Source organism: Corynebacterium imitans, from assembly GCF_000739455.1.
In the GTDB taxonomy this organism is placed as follows: Bacteria; Actinomycetota; Actinomycetes; order Mycobacteriales; family Mycobacteriaceae; genus Corynebacterium; species Corynebacterium imitans.
On sequence record NZ_CP009211.1, the window covers coordinates 153,000 to 178,325 of the forward strand.

At 62.4% G+C, this 25,326-nt stretch carries 25 protein-coding genes, 1 tRNA gene, 1 other RNA gene and 2 pseudogenes; 13 read left to right on the forward strand and 16 right to left on the reverse strand.

Translation table 11 applies throughout. The features are described from left to right. Positions 1-5: 5 nt before the first annotated feature. Positions 6-2,891, reverse strand: coding sequence for a Tn3 family transposase (locus CIMIT_RS00665; protein ID WP_011116984.1), 2,886 nt, complete (start codon positions 2,889-2,891; stop codon positions 6-8). Between the two features lie 125 nt (positions 2,892-3,016). On the opposite strand from CIMIT_RS00665, the gene CIMIT_RS12245 reads away from it, so the two are divergent. After that, positions 3,017-3,424, forward strand: coding sequence for a recombinase family protein (locus CIMIT_RS12245; RefSeq protein ID WP_012360777.1), 408 nt, complete (start codon positions 3,017-3,019; stop codon positions 3,422-3,424). On the opposite strand, the gene CIMIT_RS00670 is transcribed toward CIMIT_RS12245, so the two are convergent. Continuing rightward, positions 3,370-4,074, reverse strand: a complete 705-nt coding sequence (locus CIMIT_RS00670) for an IS6-like element IS26 family transposase (RefSeq protein ID WP_001067858.1) — start codon at positions 4,072-4,074, stop codon at positions 3,370-3,372. The two genes, CIMIT_RS12245 and CIMIT_RS00670, sit on opposite strands and share 55 nt — an antisense overlap. A 150-nt stretch (positions 4,075-4,224) precedes the next feature. Here CIMIT_RS00670 and aph(3')-Ia point away from each other — a divergent pair, with 150 nt between their 5' ends. The 5 genes and pseudogenes from aph(3')-Ia to CIMIT_RS00695 all read left to right on the forward strand — a co-directional run bounded on the left by aph(3')-Ia (position 4,225) and on the right by CIMIT_RS00695 (position 7,980). Beyond that, the gene (aph(3')-Ia, locus tag CIMIT_RS12250) at positions 4,225-5,040 is read left to right on the forward strand and encodes an aminoglycoside O-phosphotransferase APH(3')-Ia (RefSeq protein ID WP_000018326.1); all 816 of its coding nucleotides are present in this window, start codon (positions 4,225-4,227) and stop codon (positions 5,038-5,040) included. Positions 5,041-5,196: 156 nt separating this feature from the next. Continuing rightward, positions 5,197-5,901, forward strand: a complete 705-nt coding sequence (locus CIMIT_RS00675) for an IS6-like element IS26 family transposase (protein ID WP_001067858.1) — start codon at positions 5,197-5,199, stop codon at positions 5,899-5,901. 53 nt (positions 5,902-5,954) lie between these two features. Beyond that, positions 5,955-6,275 (forward strand): annotated as a pseudogene (locus tag CIMIT_RS00680) (recombinase family protein); the annotation flags it as partial. 65 nt (positions 6,276-6,340) lie between these two features. Next, positions 6,341-7,144, forward strand: a complete 804-nt coding sequence (gene aph(3'')-Ib, locus CIMIT_RS00690; RefSeq protein ID WP_001082319.1) for an aminoglycoside O-phosphotransferase APH(3'')-Ib — start codon at positions 6,341-6,343, stop codon at positions 7,142-7,144. Continuing rightward, on the forward strand, positions 7,144-7,980 hold the full coding sequence (locus CIMIT_RS00695; RefSeq protein WP_000480968.1) for an aminoglycoside O-phosphotransferase APH(6)-Id: 837 nt from the start codon (positions 7,144-7,146) through the stop codon (positions 7,978-7,980). The genes aph(3'')-Ib and CIMIT_RS00695 overlap by 1 nt, the downstream gene beginning before the upstream one ends. Before the next feature lie 105 nt (positions 7,981-8,085). On the opposite strand, the pseudogene CIMIT_RS12505 reads toward CIMIT_RS00695, so the two are convergent. The 8 genes and pseudogenes from CIMIT_RS12505 to CIMIT_RS00720 all read right to left on the reverse strand — a co-directional run. Beyond that, positions 8,086-8,184, reverse strand: a pseudogene (locus tag CIMIT_RS12505) (IS481 family transposase); the annotation flags it as partial. Beyond that, positions 8,184-9,359: a chloramphenicol efflux MFS transporter Cmx gene (gene cmx, locus CIMIT_RS00700; protein WP_005297378.1), complete on the reverse strand. Its 1,176-nt coding sequence runs from the start codon at positions 9,357-9,359 to the stop codon at positions 8,184-8,186. The pseudogene CIMIT_RS12505 and the gene cmx, both read right to left, overlap by 1 nt. 21 nt (positions 9,360-9,380) lie before the next feature. Next, positions 9,381-9,434 (reverse strand): chloramphenicol resistance leader peptide, encoded by a 54-nt coding sequence (locus tag CIMIT_RS13095; protein ID WP_011113070.1) that lies wholly within the window; start codon positions 9,432-9,434, stop codon positions 9,381-9,383. 115 nt (positions 9,435-9,549) lie between these two features. Beyond that, on the reverse strand, positions 9,550-9,960 hold the full coding sequence (locus tag CIMIT_RS12850; protein WP_144311785.1) for a hypothetical protein: 411 nt from the start codon (positions 9,958-9,960) through the stop codon (positions 9,550-9,552). 12 nt (positions 9,961-9,972) lie between these two features. After that, positions 9,973-10,710 (reverse strand): ABC transporter ATP-binding protein, encoded by a 738-nt coding sequence (locus CIMIT_RS00710; RefSeq protein ID WP_038593562.1) that lies wholly within the window; start codon positions 10,708-10,710, stop codon positions 9,973-9,975. A 24-nt stretch (positions 10,711-10,734) separates the two neighbouring features. Beyond that, the gene (locus tag CIMIT_RS00715) at positions 10,735-12,120 is read right to left on the reverse strand and encodes a WHG domain-containing protein (RefSeq protein ID WP_051904679.1); all 1,386 of its coding nucleotides are present in this window, start codon (positions 12,118-12,120) and stop codon (positions 10,735-10,737) included. A 194-nt stretch (positions 12,121-12,314) separates the two neighbouring features. Next, complete coding sequence (locus tag CIMIT_RS12270; protein ID WP_084674227.1) at positions 12,315-12,488, reverse strand: Rv0909 family putative TA system antitoxin; 174 nt, start codon at positions 12,486-12,488, stop codon at positions 12,315-12,317. Between the two features lie 121 nt (positions 12,489-12,609). Beyond that, positions 12,610-13,281, reverse strand: coding sequence for a queuosine precursor transporter (locus CIMIT_RS00720; RefSeq protein ID WP_038587760.1), 672 nt, complete (start codon positions 13,279-13,281; stop codon positions 12,610-12,612). A 38-nt stretch (positions 13,282-13,319) separates the two neighbouring features. On the opposite strand from CIMIT_RS00720, the gene gluQRS reads away from it, so the two are divergent. After that, positions 13,320-14,225, forward strand: a complete 906-nt coding sequence (gene gluQRS / locus CIMIT_RS00725) for a tRNA glutamyl-Q(34) synthetase GluQRS (protein ID WP_038587763.1) — start codon at positions 13,320-13,322, stop codon at positions 14,223-14,225. Between the two features lie 10 nt (positions 14,226-14,235). Here the strand turns inward: gluQRS and CIMIT_RS00730 are convergent, their stop codons facing one another. Beyond that, entirely contained in the window at positions 14,236-14,730 is a 495-nt protein-coding gene (locus CIMIT_RS00730; RefSeq protein ID WP_038587766.1) for a ferritin, read from the reverse strand. 478 nt (positions 14,731-15,208) lie between these two features. Continuing rightward, an RNA gene (ffs, locus tag CIMIT_RS12275) (signal recognition particle sRNA small type) lies at positions 15,209-15,307 on the reverse strand. Between the two features lie 127 nt (positions 15,308-15,434). Between ffs and CIMIT_RS00735 the strand changes: the two genes are divergently transcribed. The 6 genes from CIMIT_RS00735 to recR all read left to right on the forward strand — a co-directional run bounded on the left by CIMIT_RS00735 (position 15,435) and on the right by recR (position 20,827). Beyond that, a tRNA-Ser gene (locus CIMIT_RS00735) sits at positions 15,435-15,523 on the forward strand. Between the two features lie 108 nt (positions 15,524-15,631). Beyond that, on the forward strand, positions 15,632-16,912 hold the full coding sequence (locus CIMIT_RS00740; protein ID WP_038587779.1) for an aminotransferase class I/II-fold pyridoxal phosphate-dependent enzyme: 1,281 nt from the start codon (positions 15,632-15,634) through the stop codon (positions 16,910-16,912). Further along, positions 16,902-17,444 (forward strand): suppressor of fused domain protein, encoded by a 543-nt coding sequence (locus tag CIMIT_RS00745; protein ID WP_038587782.1) that lies wholly within the window; start codon positions 16,902-16,904, stop codon positions 17,442-17,444. The genes CIMIT_RS00740 and CIMIT_RS00745 overlap by 11 nt, the downstream gene beginning before the upstream one ends. An 11-nt stretch (positions 17,445-17,455) precedes the next feature. Continuing rightward, a complete protein-coding gene (locus CIMIT_RS00750) occupies positions 17,456-19,630 on the forward strand; it encodes a DNA polymerase III subunit gamma and tau (protein WP_038587785.1) in 2,175 nt (724 codons plus the stop codon). 107 nt (positions 19,631-19,737) lie between these two features. Beyond that, on the forward strand, positions 19,738-20,124 hold the full coding sequence (locus CIMIT_RS00755; protein ID WP_051904680.1) for a YbaB/EbfC family nucleoid-associated protein: 387 nt from the start codon (positions 19,738-19,740) through the stop codon (positions 20,122-20,124). Positions 20,125-20,200: 76 nt separating this feature from the next. Continuing rightward, positions 20,201-20,827 carry a recombination mediator RecR gene (gene recR, locus CIMIT_RS00760; RefSeq protein WP_038587789.1) on the forward strand — a complete coding sequence of 209 codons (627 nt, stop codon included), beginning with the start codon at positions 20,201-20,203 and terminating at the stop codon, positions 20,825-20,827. A 1-nt stretch (position 20,828) separates the two neighbouring features. On the opposite strand, the gene CIMIT_RS00765 is transcribed toward recR, so the two are convergent. Genes CIMIT_RS00765 through CIMIT_RS00780 form a run of 4 tightly spaced genes read right to left on the reverse strand, consistent with a single transcriptional unit; the run spans position 20,829 to position 24,993 of the window. Then, entirely contained in the window at positions 20,829-21,530 is a 702-nt protein-coding gene (locus tag CIMIT_RS00765) for a type 1 glutamine amidotransferase (protein WP_038587792.1), read from the reverse strand. Continuing rightward, positions 21,523-22,800, reverse strand: coding sequence for a Mur ligase family protein (locus CIMIT_RS00770; RefSeq protein WP_038587794.1), 1,278 nt, complete (start codon positions 22,798-22,800; stop codon positions 21,523-21,525). Before CIMIT_RS00770 ends, CIMIT_RS00765 begins: the two co-directional genes overlap by 8 nt. Before the next feature lie 10 nt (positions 22,801-22,810). Further along, a complete protein-coding gene (locus CIMIT_RS00775) occupies positions 22,811-23,821 on the reverse strand; it encodes a DNA polymerase III subunit epsilon (RefSeq protein ID WP_038587797.1) in 1,011 nt (336 codons plus the stop codon). Between the two features lie 35 nt (positions 23,822-23,856). Continuing rightward, positions 23,857-24,993, reverse strand: a complete 1,137-nt coding sequence (locus CIMIT_RS00780) for a hypothetical protein (protein WP_038587800.1) — start codon at positions 24,991-24,993, stop codon at positions 23,857-23,859. Positions 24,994-25,326: the final 333 nt, after the last annotated feature.

A 25,326-nucleotide genomic window follows, 5' to 3' on the forward strand; every position in this document is an offset into this window, starting at 1 on the left:
CTACGCTAAGGCTTTGGCCAGCGATATTCTCCGGTGAGATTGATGTGTTCCCATCCGAGCGGCGAAACATGGGCCAAGAGATCGGGCGATAGCAGCTTTCCATCGCGTTTCTGGTTTGCAACGACCTCGCCGAGCTTCATGGTGTTCCAGAAGATGATGATGGCGGCGAGCAGATTCATGCCGGCGATGCGGTAATGCTGGCCTTCGGCGGAACGGTCGCGGATTTCACCGCGGCGGTGGAAGCTGATTGCCCGCTTCAGCGCATGATGAGCTTCGCCTTTGTTGAGCCCGATCTGGGCACGCCGTTGGAGTTCGGCATCCAGAATCCAGTCGATCATGAACAGGGTGCGCTCGACGCGACCGACTTCCCGCAGGGCTGTCGCGAGCTCGTTCTGCCGCGGATAGGAGGCGAGTTTCCGCAGAATCTGGCTTGGCGCGACGGTCCCGGCAGCAATGGTGGCGGCGATGCGCAGGATGTCGGGCCAATTGCGCTCGATCATGGCTTGGTTGACCTTTCCGCCGATCAACGCTCGCAGGTGCGCCGGGGCGGCCGACGGATTGAACGCGTAGAGCCGTTTGGATGGCAGGTCGCGGATGCGCGGAGCGAACCGGTAGCCGAGAATGGCACATGCGGCAAAGACGTGATCGGTGAAGCCGCCCGTGTCGGTGAACTGCTCGCGGATATGGCGTCCAGCATCGTTCATCAGCAGGCCATCGAGGATGTAAGGCGCTTCGCTTGCCGTTGCAGGAATCACCTGGGTTGCGAACGGCGCATATTGGTCGGAGACGTGGCTATAGGCTTTCAGGCCCGGGGTATTGCCATATTTCGCGTTGACCAGGTTCATGGCCTCACCTTGCTCTGTAGCGACGAAGAACTGTCCGTCGCTCGAAGCCGACGTGCCCATGCCCCAGAACCGGGCCATGGGTAACGCTGCCTGTGCCTCGACCACCATGGCCAGCGCCCGGTCATAGGCTTCGCCCTCGACATGCCACCGTCCAATGCGGATCAATTCCCAGAAGGTGTGGGTGTTTGTCGCATCCGCCATTTTGCGCAAGCCGAGGTTGATCCCTTCCGCCAAGATAACGTTCATTAGCCCGATCCGGTCAGCGCAGGGTGCTCCTGTGCGCAGATGGGTGAACGCTTCGGTGAAGCCGGTCGCCGCATCCACCTCCAGCAGGAGATCGGTGATGCGCGTGGGCGGGATCTGCTTGTAGAGATCGAGCACCAGATCTTCGGCGCCTGTCGGCGCGGCGGCTTCGAGTTTCTCGATATGCAGAACGCCGTTTTCAATCGACCCGCCCGGGATCGTGCCTGCGCGAGCGGCACGGCCAAGCTCGCGCAACCGCATGTCGAGGCGAGCTTGCCGGTCTGCCAGCCATTCCTCCGGCCGCAATGGCACAGCGAGACGACCGCCTTCCGCGATGGCTTGTGCCGGAACGAGTGCGTGTTTCAGATCGCCATAGCGCCGGGACCTAGTAAGCCAGACATCTCCGGAGCGGAACGCATCGCGCAGATGGAACAGCACCGCGATCTCCCATAGGCGAGCGTCGCCAGCCCTCTGGGCCCGAAGGTGGCGATGCCATTTCGAGCTGGGCCGCAAGAAGCTGGTCATCGCGGCATCGTTCAAACCGGTACGAAGGGCCGTCACCGCTTCCAGAAGCGGCAGTGCAACGGGCGCAGCTCGCAGATCGAGCAGGCGCAACATGCGTGGAGCGTATCGGCGGAAGCGGTGATAACCGTCGAGCACATGATTGAGCGGATCGTCGGCCATGGTGGCGGTCAGCCTGGTTGCCATTGCAACAAGGGTTTTTAAGCCGTCCCACCCTGACCCACTCGCGATGACATCGCCCAGCGGCTGGCCATCATCCTGTGCATCGACCAGGGCGCCCCCGATCTCGGCGAAGGATTTCAGGGTGTCACGCACCACCCCCGCTTCGTCTGCGACCTTTGCATGGCAAATACGCTCCGAAGCACGGTAGAGACGGCCGACGATCCGGTCGTGGGTTTCGACCACTGCGTCGGCCAACATCGCCTGCCATTCCGAGACGCAAACAGCCAAGATCGCAAGCCGCCTGTCCTCCGGGAGATCGCGCATGCCGTCGGCATAATACCGTTCACCCTGCCTGCGCAGACGAGTCACCCGATGGGCAGGAACGCCGGCAAGCAGATCCTCGGGGAGATCGACGCGTTGCAGATATTCGAGCCGGTCGAGCAGCCGGTTGGCCGACGAAGAGTTCGAGCCAGGCTCGAACTGGCGCAGCCACACAAAACGGGTCACCCGATCATCAGCCGTCTCCTCGAGCAATGCCAGCAACTGTTCTCGGATCGACATAGGCAGCCGACTGGCGATCCTCGTCTCGATGCGTCGCTCGGCATCGACGAGAGCCGCGGCACAAAGCCGCTCGATCGTGGATGTCGCGGGAAGGACAGTGCGGGTGCGTCGGCACTCGGCTACGAAGCGACGGGCGATATCCTCGTTCGACACCGCCATCTCGGCTTCTCGGAACAACCATTCCTTCAGCTCGCTCGCACCACGTCCGGAGAAGGTGCGGAAGCCGTAGAGCCCCCGTAACTCGGCAAGATGCTCGTGCCGTGTTTCCTCGCGGGCAGCATAGTCTACGAGATCGTCGGCACCCAGGCCAAGCTGCGCTCCGATAAATTCGATGACCTCTGCAGGGATCAGTTCGCCTGGAGCCAGCACCCGGCCGGGATAGCGCAGGACACACAATTGCAGGGCGAAGCCGAACCTGTTGTGAGCGCGCCGACGCAGCCTGATATGCCCAAAGTCTTCATCACTCAGCGTATAGTGCTTGAGCAAATCCGTCTGTGAAGTCGGCAAGCGCAACAGCGCGTCTTTCTGCCGATCGGTTAGAGTGACGCGACGCGGCATACATGTTCCTTTTTCAAAATCTGATAGCGTTCAAGACGCTTTGTTTATGAAGCTGGTTGAGATACATTTCCAGAGGTCAATGCAATCGTGGCCGAAGCGCCGCCTCAAACCAACGTTTGTGATACATGCTGATCGGATATGCCCGCGTCTCCAAAGCCGATGGCTCGCAGTCTCTCGACCTGCAGCACGACGCCTTGCGCGCCGCAGGTGTCGAACGGGACAATATCTATGATGATCTTGCTTCCGGCGGTCGTGATGATCGCCCTGGCTTGACTGCCTGCCTCAAGTCATTGCGTGACGGCGATGTGCTGGTGGTCTGGAAGCTCGATCGCCTCGGACGATCGCTTGCCCATCTGGTCAACACGGTGAAGGAGCTGTCAGACCGCAAGATCGGCCTGCGGGTTCTGACTGGAAAGGGCGCTCAGAGGCACTGTTGCAAAGTTAGCGATGAGGCAGCCTTTTGTCTTATTCAAAGGCCTTACATTTCAAAAACTCTGCTTACCAGGCGCATTTCGCCCAGGGGATCACCATAATAAAATGCTGAGGCCTGGCCTTTGCGTAGTGCACGCATCACCTCAATACCTTTGATGGTGGCGTAAGCCGTCTTCATGGATTTAAATCCCAGCGTGGCGTTGATTATCCGTTTCAGTTTGCCATGATCGCATTCAATCACGTTGTTCCGGTACTTAATCTGTCGGTGTTCAACGTCAGACGGGCACCGGCCTTCGCGTTTGAGCAGAGCAAGCGCGCGACCATAGGCGGGCGCTTTATCCGTGTTGATGAATCGCGGGATCTGCCACTTCTTCACGTTGTTGAGGATTTTACCCAGAAACCGGTATGCAGCTTTGCTGTTACGACGGGAGGAGAGATAAAAATCGACAGTGCGGCCCCGGCTGTCGACGGCCCGGTACAGATACGCCCAGCGGCCATTGACCTTCACGTAGGTTTCATCCATGTGCCACGGGCAAAGATCGGAAGGGTTACGCCAGTACCAGCGCAGCCGTTTTTCCATTTCAGGCGCATAACGCTGAACCCAGCGGTAAATCGTGGAGTGATCGACATTCACTCCGCGTTCAGCCAGCATCTCCTGCAGCTCACGGTAACTGATGCCGTATTTGCAGTACCAGCGTACGGCCCACAGAATGATGTCACGCTGAAAATGCCGGCCTTTGAATGGGTTCATGTGCAGCTCCATCAGCAAAAGGGGATGATAAGTTTATCACCACCGACTATTTGCAACAGTGCCAACCCATGTTATATTGCACAAGATAAAAATATATCATCATGAACAATAAAACTGTCTGCTTACATAAACAGTAATACAAGGGGTGTTATGAGCCATATTCAACGGGAAACGTCTTGCTCGAGGCCGCGATTAAATTCCAACCTGGATGCTGATTTATATGGGTATAGATGGGCTCGCGATAATGTCGGGCAATCAGGTGCGACAATCTATCGATTGTATGGGAAGCCCAATGCGCCAGAGTTGTTTCTGAAACATGGCAAAGGTAGCGTTGCCAATGATGTTACAGATGAGATGGTCAGACTAAACTGGCTGACGGCATTTATGCCTCTTCCGACCATCAAGCATTTTATCCGTACTCCTGATGATGCATGGTTACTCACCACTGCGATCCCCGGGAAAACAGCATTCCAGGTATTAGAAGAATATCCTGATTCAGGTGAAAATATTGTTGATGCGCTGGCAGTGTTCCTGCGCCGGTTGCATTCGATTCCTGTTTGTAATTGTCCTTTTAACAGCGATCGCGTATTTCGTCTCGCTCAGGCGCAATCACGAATGAATAACGGTTTGGTTGATGCTAGTGATTTTGATGACGAGCGTAATGGCTGGCCTGTTGAACAAGTCTGGAAAGAAATGCATAAGCTTTTGCCATTCTCACCGGATTCAGTCGTCACTCATGGTGATTTCTCACTTGATAACCTTATTTTTGACGAGGGGAAATTAATAGGTTGTATTGATGTTGGACGAGTCGGAATCGCAGACCGATACCAGGATCTTGCCATCCTATGGAACTGCCTCGGTGAGTTTTCTCCTTCATTACAGAAACGGCTTTTTCAAAAATATGGTATTGATAATCCTGATATGAATAAATTGCAGTTTCATTTGATGCTCGATGAGTTTTTCTGATAGTTAGTCTTTGTAGAGACACAAACCTGAAATTCCGGACACCGCGCTTCAGGACATCTCCCTGGACGCCGATATCTGGCAGTATCCGGACGGGGCACTGTTGCAAATAGTCGGTGGTGATAAACTTATCATCCCCTTTTGCTGATGGAGCTGCACATGAACCCATTCAAAGGCCGGCATTTTCAGCGTGACATCATTCTGTGGGCCGTACGCTGGTACTGCAAATACGGCATCAGTTACCGTGAGCTGCAGGAGATGCTGGCTGAACGCGGAGTGAATGTCGATCACTCCACGATTTACCGCTGGGTTCAGCGTTATGCGCCTGAAATGGAAAAACGGCTGCGCTGGTACTGGCGTAACCCTTCCGATCTTTGCCCGTGGCACATGGATGAAACCTACGTGAAGGTCAATGGCCGCTGGGCGTATCTGTACCGGGCCGTCGACAGCCGGGGCCGCACTGTCGATTTTTATCTCTCCTCCCGTCGTAACAGCAAAGCTGCATACCGGTTTCTGGGTAAAATCCTCAACAACGTGAAGAAGTGGCAGATCCCGCGATTCATCAACACGGATAAAGCGCCCGCCTATGGTCGCGCGCTTGCTCTGCTCAAACGCGAAGGCCGGTGCCCGTCTGACGTTGAACACCGACAGATTAAGTACCGGAACAACGTGATTGAATGCGATCATGGCAAACTGAAACGGATAATCAACGCCACGCTGGGATTTAAATCCATGAAGACGGCTTACGCCACCATCAAAGGTATTGAGGTGATGCGTGCACTACGCAAAGGCCAGGCCTCAGCATTTTATTATGGTGATCCCCTGGGCGAAATGCGCCTGGTAAGCAGAGTTTTTGAAATGTAAGGCCTTTGAATAAGACAAAAGGCTGCCTCATCGCTAACTTTGCAACAGTGCCCGCTCAGATCGACACCACGACTGCGTCCGGTCGCATGGTGTTCGGAATCTTCGCCACCTTGGCCGAGTTCGAGCGGGATCTGATCCGAGAGCGCACCATGGCGGGTCTCGCCTCCGCGAGAGCGCGCGGTCGCAAGGGCGGACGAAAATTCGCGCTCACCAAAGCTCAGGTGCGTCTCGCGCAAGCCGCCATGGCCCAGCGCGATACTTCAGTTTCCGATCTCTGCAAGGAACTCGGCATCGAGCGCGTCACTCTCTACCGATATGTCGGTCCCAAAGGCGAGCTCAGAGACCATGGAAAGCATGTTCTCGGACTTACGTAGCAACTCGTTTCTTTTCGCAGGTTGAGCCACCTCCGCGCTTCATCAGAAAACTGAAGGAACCTCCATTGAATCGAACTAATATTTTTTTTGGTGAATCGCATTCTGACTGGTTGCCTGTCAGAGGCGGAGAATCTGGTGATTTTGTTTTTCGACGTGGTGACGGGCATGCCTTCGCGAAAATCGCACCTGCTTCCCGCCGCGGTGAGCTCGCTGGAGAGCGTGACCGCCTCATTTGGCTCAAAGGTCGAGGTGTGGCTTGCCCCGAGGTGATCAACTGGCAGGAGGAACAGGAGGGTGCATGCTTGGTGATAACGGCAATTCCGGGAGTACCGGCGGCTGATCTGTCTGGAGCGGATTTGCTCAAAGCGTGGCCGTCAATGGGGCAGCAACTTGGCGCTGTTCACAGCCTATCGGTTGATCAATGTCCGTTTGAGCGCAGGCTGTCGCGAATGTTCGGACGCGCCGTTGATGTGGTGTCCCGCAATGCCGTCAATCCCGACTTCTTACCGGACGAGGACAAGAGTACGCCGCAGCTCGATCTTTTGGCTCGTGTCGAACGAGAGCTACCGGTGCGGCTCGACCAAGAGCGCACCGATATGGTTGTTTGCCATGGTGATCCCTGCATGCCGAACTTCATGGTGGACCCTAAAACTCTTCAATGCACGGGTCTGATCGACCTTGGGCGGCTCGGAACAGCAGATCGCTATGCCGATTTGGCACTCATGATTGCTAACGCCGAAGAGAACTGGGCAGCGCCAGATGAAGCAGAGCGCGCCTTCGCTGTCCTATTCAATGTATTGGGGATCGAAGCCCCCGACCGCGAACGCCTTGCCTTCTATCTGCGATTGGACCCTCTGACTTGGGGTTGATGTTCATGCCGCCTGTTTTTCCTGCTCATTGGCACGTTTCGCAACCTGTTCTCATTGCGGACACCTTTTCCAGCCTCGTTTGGAAAGTTTCATTGCCAGACGGGACTCCTGCAATCGTCAAGGGATTGAAACCTATAGAAGACATTGCTGATGAACTGCGCGGGGCCGACTATCTGGTATGGCGCAATGGGAGGGGAGCAGTCCGGTTGCTCGGTCGTGAGAACAATCTGATGTTGCTCGAATATGCCGGGGAGCGAATGCTCTCTCACATCGTTGCCGAGCACGGCGACTACCAGGCGACCGAAATTGCAGCGGAACTAATGGCGAAGCTGTATGCCGCATCTGAGGAACCCCTGCCTTCTGCCCTTCTCCCGATCCGGGATCGCTTTGCAGCTTTGTTTCAGCGGGCGCGCGATGATCAAAACGCAGGTTGTCAAACTGACTACGTCCACGCGGCGATTATAGCCGATCAAATGATGAGCAATGCCTCGGAACTGCGTGGGCTACATGGCGATCTGCATCATGAAAACATCATGTTCTCCAGTCGCGGCTGGCTGGTGATAGATCCCGTCGGTCTGGTCGGTGAAGTGGGCTTTGGCGCCGCCAATATGTTCTACGATCCGGCTGACAGAGACGACCTTTGTCTCGATCCTAGACGCATTGCACAGATGGCGGACGCATTCTCTCGTGCGCTGGACGTCGATCCGCGTCGCCTGCTCGACCAGGCGTACGCTTATGGGTGCCTTTCCGCAGCTTGGAACGCGGATGGAGAAGAGGAGCAACGCGATCTAGCTATCGCGGCCGCGATCAAGCAGGTGCGACAGACGTCATACTAGATATCAAGCGACTTCTCCTATCCCCTGGGAACACATCAATCTTACCGGAGAATATCGTTGGCCAAAGCCTTAGCGTAGGATTTCGCCCTCTCCCGCAAACGACCCCATCTTTGCGGCGATCGTGGCCGGATAGCCGTCTTCGACAATCAGCCGGGCTAACCGGAGACGGGCACGAGGAGTGAGAAGAGCGTTCGGATGGGTCATCAATTGGCCTCCGCCGCGGTCTTCGTAAGCGCGCGTCTGGTGAGAAGCATGATGACGAGAGCGATCGCTGTCAGCACCGAAGCGACCCAAACCGGCGCGAGCAGCCCCAGCCCGGTCGCGAGCCCGAGCGCACCAAGCACGGGCCCCGCTGCAGCTCCGATATTCAATGCTGCGGTTGCGTACGAACCGCCCATCGTTGGCGCACCCGATGCTGCATACAGCACACGCGTGATCAGAGTACTGCCGACGCCGAACGACAGGAATCCCTGAACGAGGACGAGGACGATAAGCGCAACGGGATGAGATGCGACCACTGCCAACACGATCCAGCCTGTCAGCAATAGCGGTCCGCCGACTGCGAGCACGAGGCCAGGTCGTTGATCTGATAGTCGTCCTGCGATCGTGACGCCAAGGAACGATCCGATGCCGAACATCACCAGCGCGACGGACACCCACGCTTCGGCCAAGCCCGCGGTCTCGGTCACGATGGGTGCCAGGAAGGTGAATGCCGCAAAGGTCCCTCCGTTGATCAGCGCTCCGAGTGCCATGGCCAGGATGAGCCGCGGCGTCGCCAACTGGCTGAGCTCGACACGGAGCCTTGGTGAGGTCGCGCTAGTCTCGCTCCGACCAACATTGTTCGTGACGCCACGAATGACTCCAACGGCCGCGGGAATACAGAGGATGGCGATCGCCCAGAACGTCGTTCGCCAGCCCAGCGCTGTGCCGAGCAGTGCCCCGGCGGGGACGCCCACGACGGTTGCGATCGTCGTGCCGGAGAGCAGGATCGACAGTGCACGCCCCTTCTGGTTCGCTGGCACGAGGGTAGTGGCCGTGCTCAGTGCTACGGCGAGGAATCCTGCGTTTGCGAGAGCGCTGAGCACCCGGGTGATGAGCAGGAGAGAGAACACTGGTGTCATCGCTCCGATGACGTGGCTTCCCGCGAACACGAGAAGGCAAACGATCAATGTGAGCCGCGGTGGCCAACGGCGAGCGAATGCCGCCATCACTGGCGCGCCGACGACCATACCGACTGCGAATGCGGAGGTCAGCAGGCCCGCAGTGCCGACCGAGACGTCAAGTTCGGTCGCGATCGCGGGGAGCAATCCCGCGAGCATGAATTCTGAAGTGCCCATGACGAAGACCGCCAGGGCAAGCATGTAGAGGGCAAAAGGCATCGAGTACTCCGAGGTGTGAGATCAAGAAATGGTTCTTCTTGTCACCACGGCCAGCGCCCCGGGTACGCCAGACATACGCCCACACAGATCGTGGGCGTCGTAACTAGTGGTTCAAGGGGCTGGCGGTGTGACCGACAACCCCTGACCTGTCTGATTCGGGACTCGACATGCCCCAAACTCTAACATGCCTTCAATGGCAAGCGGTCTGGACAGATACTTCTTGAATCGGCACGGTGTCATTACGGGCGGGGGCCAGAACAACGTCCCTGGACATCACACCTAGGCGGGAGGCACCCATCTTCATTTGGATGGCGGTTTCGTCCTCGCGAGCTGCGACGATGGACTTTTCGGCGAAAAGATTGGTTCGGGCCACCGCCGGGTCGTCGTCGATCTCCTTGGCCTCCTCCCGCGACAAGGGGCCCTTGACTACCGCGTCGGTGCCGTCGAGCACCGTGCCCACCGCCGAGTCGAAGGTGGAAGAGAGCATGGCGGTAAACATCAGCGCCCCGGAAAGAAACGCGGTGCCGAGGACGACCGAGAGGACGGTCAGGGCGAGCCGGAGCTTGTGCGCTGCGACATTGCGCAGCGACACTTTCGTCATCGGGCGCATACGCTATCCCTCAATCCCGGCCATGACCTGCAAGATCGCGTCCATGGTGGGGTGCGCGAGCTCGTCGATAATCGCGCCGTCGCGCAGGAAGATGACGCGGTCGGCGAAGGAGGCGGCGCGCGCGTCGTGGGTGACGATGACGACTGTTTGGTCGTCGCTGTCCACCGCGGTGCGCAGAATGCGTAGGACCTCCGTAGAGGAGTTGGAGTCGAGGTTGCCGGTCGGCTCGTCGCCGAAGATGATTTCGGGGCGCGAGACCAGCGCGCGGGCGCAGGCCACGCGCTGCTGCTGGCCGCCGGAAAGCTCGGCGGGGCGGTGGTTAAGCCGCTCGTGAAGGCCAAGCCGGCGCGTGATTTGCGCAAACCACTCCTGGTCGATCGTGCCGCCGGCGATATCCGTAGGCAGCGTGATGTTTTCCGCCGCCGTTAGGGTGGGGACCAGGTTGAAGGACTGGAAGATGAAGCCGAGGCGGTCGCGGCGCAGGGTGGTCAGCGCCCCGTCGTGAAGCGAGGAGAGCTCCGTGTCGCCGAGGAAAACCTCGCCGGAGGTGGCCGAGTCGAGCCCGGCCATCACGTGCATCAGTGTGGACTTGCCGGAGCCAGAGGGGCCCATGATGGCGGTGAACTCGCCGCGGCGGAACTCCACGTTGACCCCGTCGAGTGCGCGAACCTGCGTGTCGCCCTCACCGTAGGTTTTGACCAAGTCGACCGCCCGGGCAGCGGGCACTGATGCACGTTCCATGCTGCCCATTGTGTCATGGCGCAGTTAATTCGAGCGCAACTCCAAGGCGTTGATCATGCCGCGCAGCCCGATGTCCATGATGCGGGAGCTGACCTGGAAGCAGAACTCCGGGGTCCGGTAGCGCAGTGCGCCCACCGTGACGAGCTGGGCGATGCCGTGCACGGCGGCCCACAGCGCCATCATCTGGGTGTAGAGCACCCAGGTGGAGCGCGGACCCTCGGACTCGGAAATCGCGTCGCGCACGATGTTCATCAGGAACGTAAAGGCCTTGCCCATGTCGAAGGGCTGGGCCATCCCGCCCTCGTCGTCGAAGGAGACGGGGACGATGGAACGGCTGGAAATCTCGATCAGTGCGACGAAGCCGACTGGGTCGTTCAGCGCGTACTCGATGTAGCCGAAGCCGGCCGCCTTGATGAAGGTCAGGCTCGGCGAGCCGTCGGGCACGAACGACGCCTGGCGCATGATGGCCTGGGTGTTCGCCTCGTCGAGGTAGATCTCCAGTTCGCGGAGGAGGGACTGGTCGCCGTCGAAAAGCTGGGTGGCGGTATTCAGTGGGATACCTGCCCGCTCCGCCGCGTTGGCCAGGGAGAAGTTGGCGAGCCCGTCCGCCACGACCTCCTCGGCACCGCCGCGCAGGATGGCCTCGCGGATCTCGTCCTTGGTGCCGCGCGGCATGTCCTTGGCCAGCGTGGTCCATTTCTCGGAGACCGGGCCGGGGATGGTGTCCGGGTCGAAGCGGAGAATGTTGCCCTCGCCCATGGTGTTGCACATGCCGGAGAGCATGGAGTTCATGGCGGCCTGGAACGTTTGGCGCTTCGCCGTCGGGGAGAGGTGGCGCATGATGCCGAAGGTGGCCAGGTGCGCCAGGCCGTGCGCCTCGGAAAGCAGGGCGAGCGTGCCGGTGATCAGGAGGTCTTCCTGTATCGGGTGGCCCAGCTCGTTGATTGCCTCGACGAGGAGGTTGAGCACGCGCGCACTGACCTCGGGGAACGTGTCCGGGTTGAGGGGGCGCTTGATCTCGTCCTCGATGTTGGGGAAGTCCTCGGTGACCTGCGAGTGGCTGTAGGCCGCGAAGTAGGTCGGGTTGTCCAGCGCGGCGTTGAAGTAGCCGGTGGCGTTTGCCAGTACGCGCTTGATGATCGGCACGTCCTCCGGGAGCTTCGCCAGCTCGCGGTCGGCATAGTCGCGCAGGCGGTCGTTGAGGAACTCGGTGACCCCGGCGAAGAGGGCGGGATCATCTGCGTAGAGCGCGCGGGCCTCATCCAGCGGGATGTCGGCCTGGTCAGCGGCGCGTTCCAGCGTGAGCGCCTCTTTATCGCCGCGGCCCAGAATCTGTGCGGCCGTCTCCAGGAGCCTGTGCTCGACTGAACCGGCGGCGGGCGCGGAAGTATCTTGTGCAGTCACGTCCATAAGTCTAGCTGCACTGAGGGTAATCTCCCAGCGCAACGGGCATGTCTTGGGTCGTTCTAAACCGGCGCTCAGTGCCGATTTATTGGGGGTTCAGCTCCGGGGTAAAAATCGTAAAAATCCCATAAATGCGCCGAATGGGTCTCACACTGTGGAAGGCGTGAGACCCATTCGGGGGGGAGAAGTTGGACGAGCGCTTACTCGTTCCCCAGCTTCTTATCCGCAGCGTCGCGGACCTGGTCAACCTTGTCGTGCTTGTCCTCGCCCAGCTTGTCCTTTGCGGCGTCAGCGGCCTTGTCCAGGCCCTGGTCCGTAACCTGCTCGGCCTTGTCGGAGTTCAGTGCATCCTTTGCCTTATCAAAAACGCCCATTGTGCTAATCCTTTCGTTGCGTATCTACTAATCTGTTCGTCCCTCTTGGGAACCAACGTGCCCCAACATAACGACGTACCGCACCCGCGTCGACCGATCGCAGTGAGTTGTAAGGGAATCGTTATTTTGCCGGCTGGGCATTTCGCTTCTCGACGCCACGCACCCACGCAATCGTCGGATAGGTAACAGGCAACAGGATGACCTCCATCAGCGTCTTCCACACAAAGCCGACCAGGACATAGTTGATGAAGTCGCCCGGGGTGGCGATCCCGATCACGCTGGCGGCGATGGCGCAGAACAACAGCGTGTCCAAGAATTCGCCGACGACGGTCGAGCCGATCAGCCGCGCCCAGAGGTGCCCCATGCCGAAGCGGTCCTTCATCTTTTGCAGCACCCACGCATTCGACAGTTGCCCCACCACGTAGCCGGCAAGCGAGGCCAGCACGATCTGCGGCACCAGGCCAAGTACGGCGGCGAAGGTGTCCTGCATGTCGTAGAAACCGGCCGGAGGCAGCCAGATCGCAATGTAGAAGGAGACCACCGCAAGCACGGCGATGCCGAAGCCGGTAAAGATCGCGCGGCGGGCCGCCTTGAAGCCGTAGACCTCCGCGATCACGTCGCCGATGACGTAGGAGATGGGGAAGAGGAAGAACGCGCCGTCGGTAATCAAAGGCCCCAACTCCACGCCCTTCTGGGCCGTGATGTTGGAGATGAGAAAGACCGCGCAGAACACCGCGAGCAGCACCGAATACGGCGAGCGGGTGGCGGGCGGTGGGGTGGAAGGAAGTGTCACGAGTGAGTATTCAACCACAGGGGAAGTAGTCTCGGGGCATGCCTGCTGGAAGATACGCGCCCTCGCCGAGCGGCGACCTGCACTTTGGCAACCTGCGCACCGCGGTGCTCGCGTGGCTGTTCGCCCGCCAGACCGATCGGGCGTGCTACCTGCGCGTCGAGGACATCGACTCGGAGCGCTCCAGCATGGAATCCGCCGCGCGCCAGATCTCAGACCTAGAAGCGCTGGGCCTGAACTTCGACCCGCCGGTGACCTATCAGTCCGACAACGACGAGCGCTACCGCGCCGCGCTGGGAAAGCTCGACGTGTACGAGTGCTACTGCACGCGCCGCGACATCCGCGAGGCCGCCAGCGCACCGCACGCTCAGCCCGGCATGTACCCGGGGACCTGCCGCGACCTCACCGAGGCGCAGCGCAAGGCCAAGCGCGCGGAACTCGCCGAGCAGGGGCGCATGCCCGCGCTGCGGCTGCGCGCCGGGTGTGCGGAGTGGAGCGTGCGCGACTTCTACGCAGGTGAAGTGGTTGGGGCGGTTGACGACGTCATCCTGCGTCGCGGCGGCAACCTCAACCAGGCGCAGGCCGGCGACTGGGCGTACAACCTCGCCGTGGTTGTCGACGACGGCGAGCAAGGCATCGACCAAGTCGTCCGCGGCGACGACCTCATGTTCTCCGCACCGGCGCAGGCGTATCTGGCGCACCTGCTGGGGTACGCGCAGCCCGAGTATGTGCATGTGCCGCTCGTGGTGAATTCGGAAGGCCGTAGGCTGGCCAAGCGCGACGGGGCCGTCACGTTGCGGGAGATGCTGCGCGAAAAGGAAATCGCGGAGGTGGTCGGCCAGATTGCCGTCTCTATCGGTTGCCCTGGTGTGGAGTCCGTGGACGGGCTGCTGACAGACTTCGACCCAGGGGCGCTGCCGCGCGAACCCTGGGTCTGGTCTGGCTAGTTGTGTCTGGCTAGTTGCTCGAGTCGCGAGCGCCGAGAGCAGCGTCGATGCGCAGGATGCCGGAGCCGTCCGTGCCGACGAGCTCGAGCTGGTCGATGATCTCGCTGACCGATGACTCCTCGCTGATCTGCTCATCGAGGAACCAGGTCAGCAGGCTGCGGGACTCCAGGTCGCCCACCTCGTCTGCGACGCGGGTGATCTTGCGGATAGCTTCAGAGACCTTCTTCTCGTGCTTCAGCGCCGCCTTGAATGCCTCAACCGGCGAGGAGATCTGCGGTGCCTCGATCTCGATGCTCTTGAGCTCGACGCGCTCGCCGCGGTCCAGGAGGTGCTGGGTGAACTTCATTGCGTGGTCGCACTCCTCCCGTGCCTGCTCAGCGAACCAGGCGCTCATGCCCGGGAATGACAGAGCGTCCATCTCGTTGGCCAGGTGGCGGTAGAGGTACGCGGCCAGGTACTCGTCGGTGACCTGGTTATTCATGACGTCGCGAAGTTTTGCGTCCATGGTGGTTGTGCCTTTCGTCGATGTAGTTGGGCGTTGGGACGTTGGGAACTAAGCCTACCCTAAGTTTAGTCCGAAAGGTTCGGAGTGGGTACGGGGATAGCATGACAAATTCTACGCCGATATCTTCGGTGGCCTGGGGGGCATGGGGCGGGTTCGCTATTTGCGCTTCATGGCGGATTTTTCACGGCCTTCGGGGTTAAGCGACAAAATGTGTGCTTTTGTGCCGGGATTCCCGGTGGTCTGCCGTGCCGTTGGTTCTTCTAAATGGAGCTAGCTCCGTTTGGGTTGGAGGCGGGTGGAAAACGCCTGGTCGTGTGAAACCGGTTGGTCTAAATGGAGCTAGCTCCATTTGGGTTAGGCGCTGGGCCGGGGTGTAGGTGGCGGACAGGGCATGGATTTAGGCTCGCCAAATAAGGTCCGAAAAGCACACACTCCGTCGCTTAACCGCTAAACCCCGCCCCCAAATAGACCCCCGCAAAAACTAAGGGGACCCCACGCACCTGCCAGAGCTCGCTGACCCTTGCTGCGTTCCCGCCCTGGGGGAGTTCACAAGATAAGCACCGCGTGGGATCCTGCCCAACACTGTAGCGAACCGGCCGTGCAAGCTCCAAACCTCTCAGGCGTGCAAGCCTGTGAACTGCGGTTTTGGTGCGATAGGGCGCATGCGCTAAAGTATTGCACCGACGCTGTGAGCGTTACTCATTGGAGGATTCGACTAGCGGCCTATGTCACACGCCTGGAACGCGTGCGGGTAGCAATACCCTCGTGGGTTCAAATCCCACATCCTCCGCCAAATCACCGGCATCTCGCAATTCTGCGGGGTGCCGGTTTTTGTCTTGTCCACGGTAAGATCGCGGGCAAAACGTTATCGCCGACCCATGATTGGATACGTGAATCGCACATGGCACACACGCCGCTGACCGAGCTTACCCAGGAACAACTTGCTGAACTGGCAAAAGACGTCCGCGAGCAGTACGCCGCGCTTAAGGCGAAGGGGCTGAAGCTGGATCTGACGCGCGGCAAGCCGTCTACCGAGCAGCTCGACTTCGCCAACGAGCTCCTCGAGCTGCCGGGGAAGGACAACTACACGGACAGTGCGGGCACCGACGTGCGCAACTACGGCGGGGCAATCGGCATCCCGGACATCCGCAACCTGTGGGCCGAAGTACTGGGCGTGGATCCGTCGCTGGTGATCGCGGGCGATGCCTCCTCGCTGAACATCATGTTTGACCTGGTGTCCTACTCCTACATGTTCGGCAACAACGATTCGCCGCGCCCGTGGAAGGACGAGGAGAAGCTCAAGTGGATCTGCCCGGTTCCGGGCTATGACCGCCACTTCGCCATCACGGAGCTCTTCGGCTTCGAGATGCTTTCTGTGCCCATGGGCGAGCGCGGCCCTGACATGGACGCAGTCGAGGAGCTCGCGAAGGACCCGCAGGTCAAGGGCATGTGGACGGTGCCGACCTTTAGCAACCCCACCGGCACAGTGTTCTCGCGCGAGACCATCGAGCGTCTAGCAAAGATGGAAACTGGCGCGCCGGACTTCCGCATCGTGTGGGATAACGCTTACGCCGTCCACACGCTGACCGACGAGTTCCCGGAGAACCCGAACGTGCTTGAGATCGCCGCGGCCGCGGGCAACCCGAACCGTTTCTGGTACATGAGCTCGACTTCCAAGATCACCCACGCGGGTTCGGGCGTCGCGTTCTTCGCCTCCTCGGCTGAGAATCTGGCTTGGTACAAGAAGATCGCCGGCGTGCGCGGGATCGGCCCGAACAAGGTCAACCAGCTCGCCCACGCCCGCTACTTCCACGACGCGGAGGGGGTGCGCGCGGTGATGCGCAAGCACGCCGGCTCGCTCGCCCCGAAATTCGAGGCGGTCGATCGCGCGCTTGATGAACGCCTGGGCGGCTACGACATCGCGACCTGGACTCAGCCCGAGGGCGGCTACTTCGTCTCCCTCGACGTGCCGGAGGGCACCGCGACCCGCGTGTGGGAGCTGGCCAAGGAAGCAGGCATTAACCTCACGCAGGCAGGCTCGCCCTTCCCGCTGCACGACGATCCGCAGGATCGCACCCTGCGCCTGGCTCCCTCGATGCCGCCGCTGGACGAGGTTGCCGAGGCCATGGACGGCGTCGCGCTGTGCGTCCTGCTCGCCGCGATCGAGCAGCGTGAGGCCTAACCAGGCCGCCGAGTGGCTCGGCTCGTTCTTTCCCGCCGAGCCCTCGCTTATCGACGCCCCACCAGCCCCCTTCCCAGCCCTCACTGCGGAAGGGATCGCCGCCACCTGTGGCTTCTCCGAGGTAGATACCGGGCTTGCCCTCGAGGGGGAGACAGGCACGGATGTGCGGTGTGAGCTGGTGGTGCGTGGTGGCGTCGAGAAGCAACTGCTCGGTGCCACCCTGGGGGCGGCGGCGGCGATGCTGCTCGAGCTCGGCGTGCCCGCGCAGCCCGGGGTTGGGCTGGAGCACCTGCTGGATCGGGTGGAGCTGCCGGAGGGGGTGAGCGTGCGACACGGGTATTTGCGCGAGCCGCGCCTGTTTGACCAGGGCACGCCGCTTGTGCGCGAGCCCGGGCGGCTGACCCTGCTGCTGGAGCTGGCGCTGCTCACCGACGACGAGTACGCCATCGCCACGGAGCAGGGCGAGGCTGTCTTGGAGCGGCGGATGCGGCGCAGGGGAGCGGCAATGGCCGACTGGCACCGTGATGCCTAGACTTAGACGGCGTGGCTCTCTACCGGAAATATCGTCCCGCGACCTTTGGTGAAGTGATCGGCCAAGAACAGGTCACCGTCCCGCTGTCCACAGCCCTGGACAACGGGCGTATCAACCACGCCTACCTGTTTTCCGGGCCGCGCGGCTGCGGCAAGACCTCGTCTGCGCGCATCCTCGCGCGCTCCCTGAACTGCGTGGAGGGGCCGACCTCGACCCCATGCGGGGTGTGCGAGTCCTGCCGCTCGCTCGCGCCGGGCGGCTCCGGCAACTTGGACGTGATGGAGCTGGACGCGGCCTCGCACGGCGGCGTCGACGATATGCGTGATCTGCGCGAGCGCGCCATGTTCGCGCCTGCGGAGTCGCGCTACCGCGTCTTCATCATCGATGAGGCGCACATGATTTCCCAGTCCGGTAACAACGCGCTGCTGAAGATTGTGGAGGAGCCGCCGGAGCACCTCATCTTCATCTTCGCCACCACCGAGCCGGAAAAGATGCTGGGCACGATCCGCTCGCGCACCCACAACTACCCGTTCCGCCTGCTCACCCCGCAGGCGATGCGCGAACTGCTCGAGGGCGTGGTGGCCGAAGAAGGTGCCAAGGTTGAGGAGAGCGTCTACCCGCTGATTATCCGCGCGGGCGGCGGCTCCCCGCGCGATACGCTGTCTGTTTTGGACCAGCTGCTCGCCGGCGCGGGCCCCGACGGGCTGACCTACGACTTGGCGTTGCCGCTTTTGGGCGTCACCGACCTCTCGCTTCTCGACGGCGCAATCGACGCCCTCGCCGCACGCGACGCGTCCGCGATCTTCCACACCATCGATAACGTCATCGAGTCCGGCCACGAGCCGCGCCGCTTCGCCCTCGACCTGCTCGACCGGCTCCGCGACCTGCTCGTGGTGCGCACCGTGCCCGATGCCGTTGGGCAAGGGCTTGTCGACGCCCCCGTGGACCGCGCCGACGTCCTGCGCGCCGAAGCCGAACAATTCAGCCCCGCGCAGCTGTCCGCCCTGGCCACGGAGGTCAACGACCGCATCGCTGACCTGCGCGGCGCGACCTCCCCGCGCCTGCTGCTCGAGGTGATGATGGCGCACCTGCTCACCCTGGGCGAGAGCGTCGCAGCGCAGCCAAGTGCTGGCGCTGCTGGGGTTGGTGCTCCGTCTGGTGGGAACGCTGGCGGAACTTCTGGCGCGGGCGCGGCAGCTGCTGCGGCGGCCGCCGCTGCCGCTGCAGCTTCGGGCCAGGTGCGCAGTAAGTCGACCCCGCCGCCGCAGCCGGCACCGCCGGTACGGAAACCGGAGCCAGCTCAACCTGCACAGCCTGCTCAGCCAGCTCAACCTGCACAGCCTGAGCCCGAGCAGCCGAAGCCAGCTGAACCGCAGCCGGAGACCTCGCAACCTGAACCCGCACAGTCCGAGCCCGCTGCAAGCCCAGCAGGCACAGAGAGCACAGACCTGGACGCGCTCTACGACCGCGTGGTGCGCGACTGGACCACCCTGCGACAGTCGGTGGGCGAGCGCAACAAGGTCGCCGAAATCATGCTTACCGAGGCGAAACCGCTCGGGATGGACGGCGAGACGCTCGTGATCGGCCACAACACCGGCGCGCTTGCCGAGCGCATCAACTCTGAGCGCAACAACGCCGACATCGTGGCGGTGTTTGAAGAAAAGCTTGGGTACCGGGTCGCGGTGCGCTGCGTGGTGGGCACCAGCCCGGAGGCGGCGAACGTGCAGCCGCGGCAGCAACCGCGCGCGGAGCAGGTGTGGAACCCGAACAAGGGCAAGGGATCGAACGAGCCCTCGCCCGAGGAGCCTGCGGGGGCCAAACCTGAGGAACCTACACCACCTGCAACGCCGCGGCCCAACCCCGGTGCGCAGGCCCGTGCCGAGGCCAACGACTGGAAGGCCGCGGCGCAGGCCGCAAGCCGTAAAGCCGCCGAGAAGGCGCAGCGCGAGCGCGACGAGATCCCGCTGCCGCCCGAGCCGATGGACGACGAGCCCGACTACGACCCCTATGCCTCCGGTGCTGCGCCCCTGCCGCAGGACCCGGCGGCCGCGCCGTATACGCGGGAGGAAGAGGAGCGCGATATGGCCGAGCAGGCCCTCTCGGAGGAGGGCACGCTTGACCACCGCGACGCCACCGAGGTTGCCATGGAGCTGCTGAGTAAGGAGCTCGGCGCGAAGCCGCTGTAGCGTGGCGTTCGCTGTCAGCAAGCAGGAGCTGAATGACGCGGGGATGCGGGTACACTAGTGCCTAAACATCGCCCGCGAGGAAAACAAACGTAGAAAGGTTGCTCAACATGACTGAGCCGAACATGCCGACCGATATGCAGGACCTCATCCGCCAGGCAGCGGAGGTCCAGGCACAGCTGCAGCAGGCACAGCAGGAGCTGCTGGCTACTGAGGTCACCGGCACCGCCGGTGGCGAGCTGGTGAAGGTCACCATGACCGGTGGCGCAGAGATCACCAACCTGGAGATCAAGCCGGAGGCAGTGGACCCGGAGGACGTGGAGTCCCTGCAGGACCTCATCCTCGCCGCGTACCGCGATGCGCACAACAAGGCGGGCCAGCTCGCGCAGGAGAAGATCGGCCCGCTGACCGGCGGCTCCGGCCTGGGCCAGCAGGGCGGCCCGACCGGCGGCCAGCCCGCAGGTGAGGGCGAGATTCCCTTCGGCGGCATTTTCTAAACCCGCGTAAAGCTCTCATAAGCGCCTGGCCGTGGGCCGGGCGCTTTGGCGTGTAAAGAGTCAAGGAGGCACCGCCATGTTTGAAGGCCCGCTGCAGGACCTTATCGACGAGTTCTCGCGCCTACCCGGCGTCGGGCCCAAATCAGCCCAGCGCATTGCCTTCCACCTACTCAAGACCGAGCCGGAGGATATCGACCGGCTGCGCGCAGCGCTGGCTGCGGTGCGAGATGGGGTGACGTTCTGCCGGATCTGTAACAACGTCTCCCGCGAGGAAGTCTGCCGCATCTGCGCCGATTCCGGCCGCGATGCCACGACCGTGTGCGTGGTGGAGGACGCGAAGGATATCCAGGTCATCGAGCGCACCGGCGAGTACTCCGGGCGCTATCACGTGCTCGGCGGGGCGCTCGACCCGCTGGCGAACGTCGGCCCGAAGGACCTGGCGATCGCGCCACTGCTCAAGCGCATTGGCGGTGTTCTGCCGGACTTGGAGGGGGAGGAGTCCCCGCAGGTCAAGGAGGTGATCCTCGCGACCGACCCGGATACCGAGGGCGAGGCGACCGCCTCCTACCTGGTGCGCCTGCTCAAGGACTTCCCGGAGCTGACGATCTCTCGTCTCGCGTCCGGTATGCCGTTGGGCGGGGACTTGGAGTTTGTTGACGAGCTCACGCTCTCGCGCGCACTCAGCGGCCGGTTGAAGCTCTAAGCTACTTCAGCCGCTCTGCGCGCAGCTCGTCCACCACGTCCAGCTCAAGCGGTGTGAGCTCGGCGGGATCCACGCCGAGAGCGCGGGCGAGCAGCAGATCCGCCAGCTCCGGGTTGCGGGCCAGCACGGGACCGTGCATGTAGGTAGCGATCACGCTGCCCTGGACCACGCCCTCCGCCGTGCCATCTAGGTTGCCCACGCCGCGGGTGACCCGGCCGAGCGGCTGGGCGTCGGGGCCGAGCACGGTGCCGCCCATGTGGTTTTCAAACCCGGTCAACGGCGCGGTAAGTGGCGCTTGCGGGGTGGTGATCACTTCGCCGATGGCGCGGGAGGAAAGGGGGGTGGTGGTGGCGTCGAGAAGCGAGATGCCCTTGACCTCGCGGCCGCCAGCGTTGAAGGAGTGGCCGAGCACCTGCAGGCCCGCGCAGATCGCCAGGATCGGGGTGCCCCTGTCGGCGGCGCGCTGCAGGCCGGGGGAGGACGTCAGGCGCTCCGCGGCGAGGATCTGGGCGGTGTCTTCGCCGCCGCCGAGGGTGTAGACGTCGCAGTCGTCGGTGATGTCGTCGGTGAGCAGGAAGGGGCGGATTTCTGCATCGAGGCCGCGCATGCGGGCGCGCTGGCGCAGCACGAGCGCGTTGCCGTCGTCGCCGTAGGTGCCCAAAACGTCCGGCAGAATCAGGCCGATTGTCAGTTGCTTAGCCACGGTAGTCCTCCTGCTTCGCCATATCCCGTTTCAGATCGCGGAACGCGGTGTAGTTCGCCAGCACCTCCACGCGGCCCGGCGGGCAGGCGCGAATCGCCTTCACCACGTCGTGGACCAGCTCGTGTTCGATGCCCGCGTACAGCAGGCGCACGGCTAGGTCCGTGCCGCGCTCGCCGGCGGCATTGACCGCGATGCCGTCGAAGTCCTCAAACTTCACGTCCCACAGCCAGGACACGTCAGCGCCGTCGCCCTGCTGCGCGTTGACGGCGATGACCACGCCGTCGGCGTCGCGGTCGAGCATGGTCAACGCCTCCTGCCAGCCGGCCGGATTCTTGGCCAAAAGCAGGCGCACCTCGTGCTCGCCGAGGTGGACTGTGGCGTAGCGGCCCGCGACGTTGTCCACGCCCTCGACGGCGCGCACCGCCTTGTCCAGGGGCACGTCATAGGCCTCGACCGCGGCCGCCACGGCCTGGGCGGCGTTGCCTCGGTTGGCACGCCCGGGCAGAGTCAGGTTCATGGGCACCTCGCCGTGCGGGGTAGTGAGGCTGTGCTTATCGACGGTGTACGTCGGCTCGGGGCGGCGAAATTCGGTGCCATCCGCGAGTTTTTCGGTGGCGTACCAGTCGCCGTCCGGGGTGCGTACCACCGAGCCCGCGCCGCGCGGGTTAGTCACCGAATCGTTGACCCAGCCTGCACCGGCAGCAACCCACACCACGTTCGGGTGGCCCCAGGCCACCGAGGTCATGAGCACGTCGTCGCAGTTGGCAATCACCGTCATCTCCGGGTGGGCCTCGACGCAGGCGCGCAGGGCGCGCTCGATCTTGTTGATCTCGCCCACGCGGTCGAGCTGGTCGCGCGAGAGATTCAACAGTACGAGCGCGTTCGGGTTGAGGCTGTCGGCCACGTGCGGCACGTGCAGTTCGTCGACTTCCAAGGCGATGAGGTTGGCGTCTTGGCCCGCCATGAGCGCGGAGATGATGCCGGCGTCCATATTGTCGCCGCCTTCGTTCGTCGCCACGGTGTGGGTCGTGCGCAGCGCCTGCACGAGCATGCGGGTCGTGGTGGACTTGCCGTTTGTGCCGGTGACCAGCACCGTGGGGCGGCCGCGGCCCAACCCGTCCATGATGTTGGGGTCGATGGCACCTGCGACCAGGCCGCCGATCATGCCGCCGGCACCACGGCCGGTGGCGCGCGAGGCGGAAGTCGCAAGCTGTGCTGCTGCGAGCGCGGTTTTCGTGCGGATGCGGCTGAAGCGTCCTCTCGGATTCATGCGCTCTACGTTAGTCCACGCTTATTGCAGAACCCATCTCCTCCACGGCCTGCAAAAACTCCTCGCCGGTGAGGATCGGGATGTCCTTGCGGTGTCCGTGCATCGCCTTGCCCCGCAGCTCGGCTCCCTTCGCCAGGGCATCGGAGACCACCACCGAGCTTTCGCGGCCGAGCTTTTCGGTGTAGGTCAGGCCGGCGCGTACGGCGGCGTCGATAAGCGTGTCCGGTTCGAGCGCCACATCGTCGGTGACCACGACAACCATGCCTTTTTTCAGGCCGGATTCCTTGGTGTATTTGCCGGGGTTGTCCGCGGCCGCGCCAGCGTTTTCCGCATCCACGCGCACGGTGGAGCGCTGCAGGCCGAAACGGTCCGGTGCCAGCTCGTCCGGAGTCCGGCCGGTGACGTCGCCGCGCTCGCGCAGCTGCAAGAACATCGCCACCAGCTTCAGCGTCTGCTCGCGGGAGAGCTCCGCCTCCGGGCGGCCCGCGCGCTCCACGGAGGCGATCGGGGACTCGGAGGCCACGCCGATCACATCCGCGACCGCATTGATGCGCAGGTCAGTGGGGATCTCGCCTTGGCGACGCGCCACGGCAAGCAGGTCCACGATCTCCGTGGGGCGCGGCACGTGCCCCACCCGCTGGCGGCGGCGCCCGTTGCGCTTCTTCCGGGAGCGGTTCGCGCGTGCGGCGGCGCTCATTGCGCGGCGCGCCTCGCTCACGATGAAGCCCCAGGTGGTGGGGGCGTCGAAGGTGATGAGCGTGCGGTCGTCGAGAAGCTTATCCAGCGTTTTTAAAAACCTGCTGAAGCGCGGCGACTGCGCCACCTCGTGCGCGCTTAAACCGTGCGTGTGGCGGGGGCCCGGATCGCAGCCGGGGTTGATCACGGTGTGGAATTCCTCGCCCACGCGCCCGCCATCATCAAAGGTCACGGCATCGATGGTGAGGATCCGCCCGGTTGACGGGTGGATGCCCGTCGTCTGCGCGTAGAGCGCGACATAGGGGTAGGGATCATTCGATGTCATTGTTCAGAGTCTAGCCGGGCCTGGCAGCGGCGAAGCTACTCGGCCGGGGCAGACTCCGAAGGGGCCTCTTCCTGAGCCTCCGCGACTGGGGGCTCATACGCCGGCATCGCATTATTATCGCCGACCCACTGCGAGGAAATCGCGATCACGCCCGCGACGATCAGCAGGATCAGGATGGCACCCGCAGTCAGGCAGATCGGGTGCAGGGCGTGCTTCAACTGCGCGATCCGTTCCGCTTCGTCCTGCTCGGCCTGGGACGGGGCCTCAGGTGTCGACTCGGCGGCGAGCGCGGCCTGCGCTGCGTCCTGATCCGCCTTGAACTGCGCGTCCGGAGCAGTCACCGGCGGTGCCGGGGGAGCCTCCGGGGCCTGTGCCTCGTGGTGCTCGGCACCGCCGACGCTGGCAGCGGTGCTCGCGCCGACGGACACGAGCTCCGGCAGGCGCTCGGCCTCCGCGAGCGGCAGGTAGGGCACAGGGGAGAGTGCCTGCGGGGCACCGAGCTCCTGGACGCCGTCGAGGTCGACCGTCAGCTTCGCGCCACCCGCGGCGGGGGCGTGATAGCCGCGCACCGCCATGGCCAGGCCGCGGCGCTCGAGGTTACGCAGCGTCGGGGTGATCTCCGAGGCGGTGCGGCTATCCAGACGCCCGACCACGCCGTTGCCCAGGGAGGCGACGACGTCCCCGGCTTTGTCGAACTCGATGCGTACGAGCAGACTCATGCAGTCATCGACGTCGCGCTCGGCGGCGTCCGGGTAGTAGAGCACCGTCCGCGGGCCGTTGCCTTCCAGCAGGGCCCAGGGCTCCAGCGGCGGCTCGTTCGCGGGGATGCACAGGCCCGGGCGGGGGAGGCGGAGGCTCAAGGCGACGCCGCCCTCGTCGAAACGCTCGGCGCGTGCGGTGACCTCCGGCGTGAGATTCGCCGCCGTGATGTGTGCGAGCTCCGGGTACTCCAGGGCTTCTTCCTCGGGGAAGGTGCTGAGGATGCTGCCGTTGTGCTCGACGTAGAAGCCGAGATCCTCGCCGCGCTGCAGGAGCGTGACCTGTACGTCGGTGGTGTCTGCGCCAGCGTTATCCAACAATCGGGCCACCAGCGCAGTATCCACGTCAATAGTGGGAATGCTGTGCACTGCGCCGATTCCGTGGTCGGGGACCACGTAGTTGGGGGTCCGCATGGTTGGATGCCACCTTACTTCTCGCGGTTGGAACACTCGTGGGTGAAAATCTGCAGCTAAAAGTTGCCTTTTCCTGCAACTTCTGTGCTGTGCTTATGTTCAAGTATAGGTGTCGACGTTCTTCCTGCGAAGGGCACGACGCAAGGAGATGTTGAACAATCGATCAATGTTCACGTTGTACCTGCGTTAATTGGCAAAACCATAAAAGTTCTCTGAGTGACGTGAGTCACCTATGCGGTTTCGCCTGCGTCGACAAGCTAAGAGCTGCGCTTAGAGCCTGAGGAGAGCGAAACCGCCCCAACTGCCCCCGAAAAGGGGTAGCTGGTGGCGGTT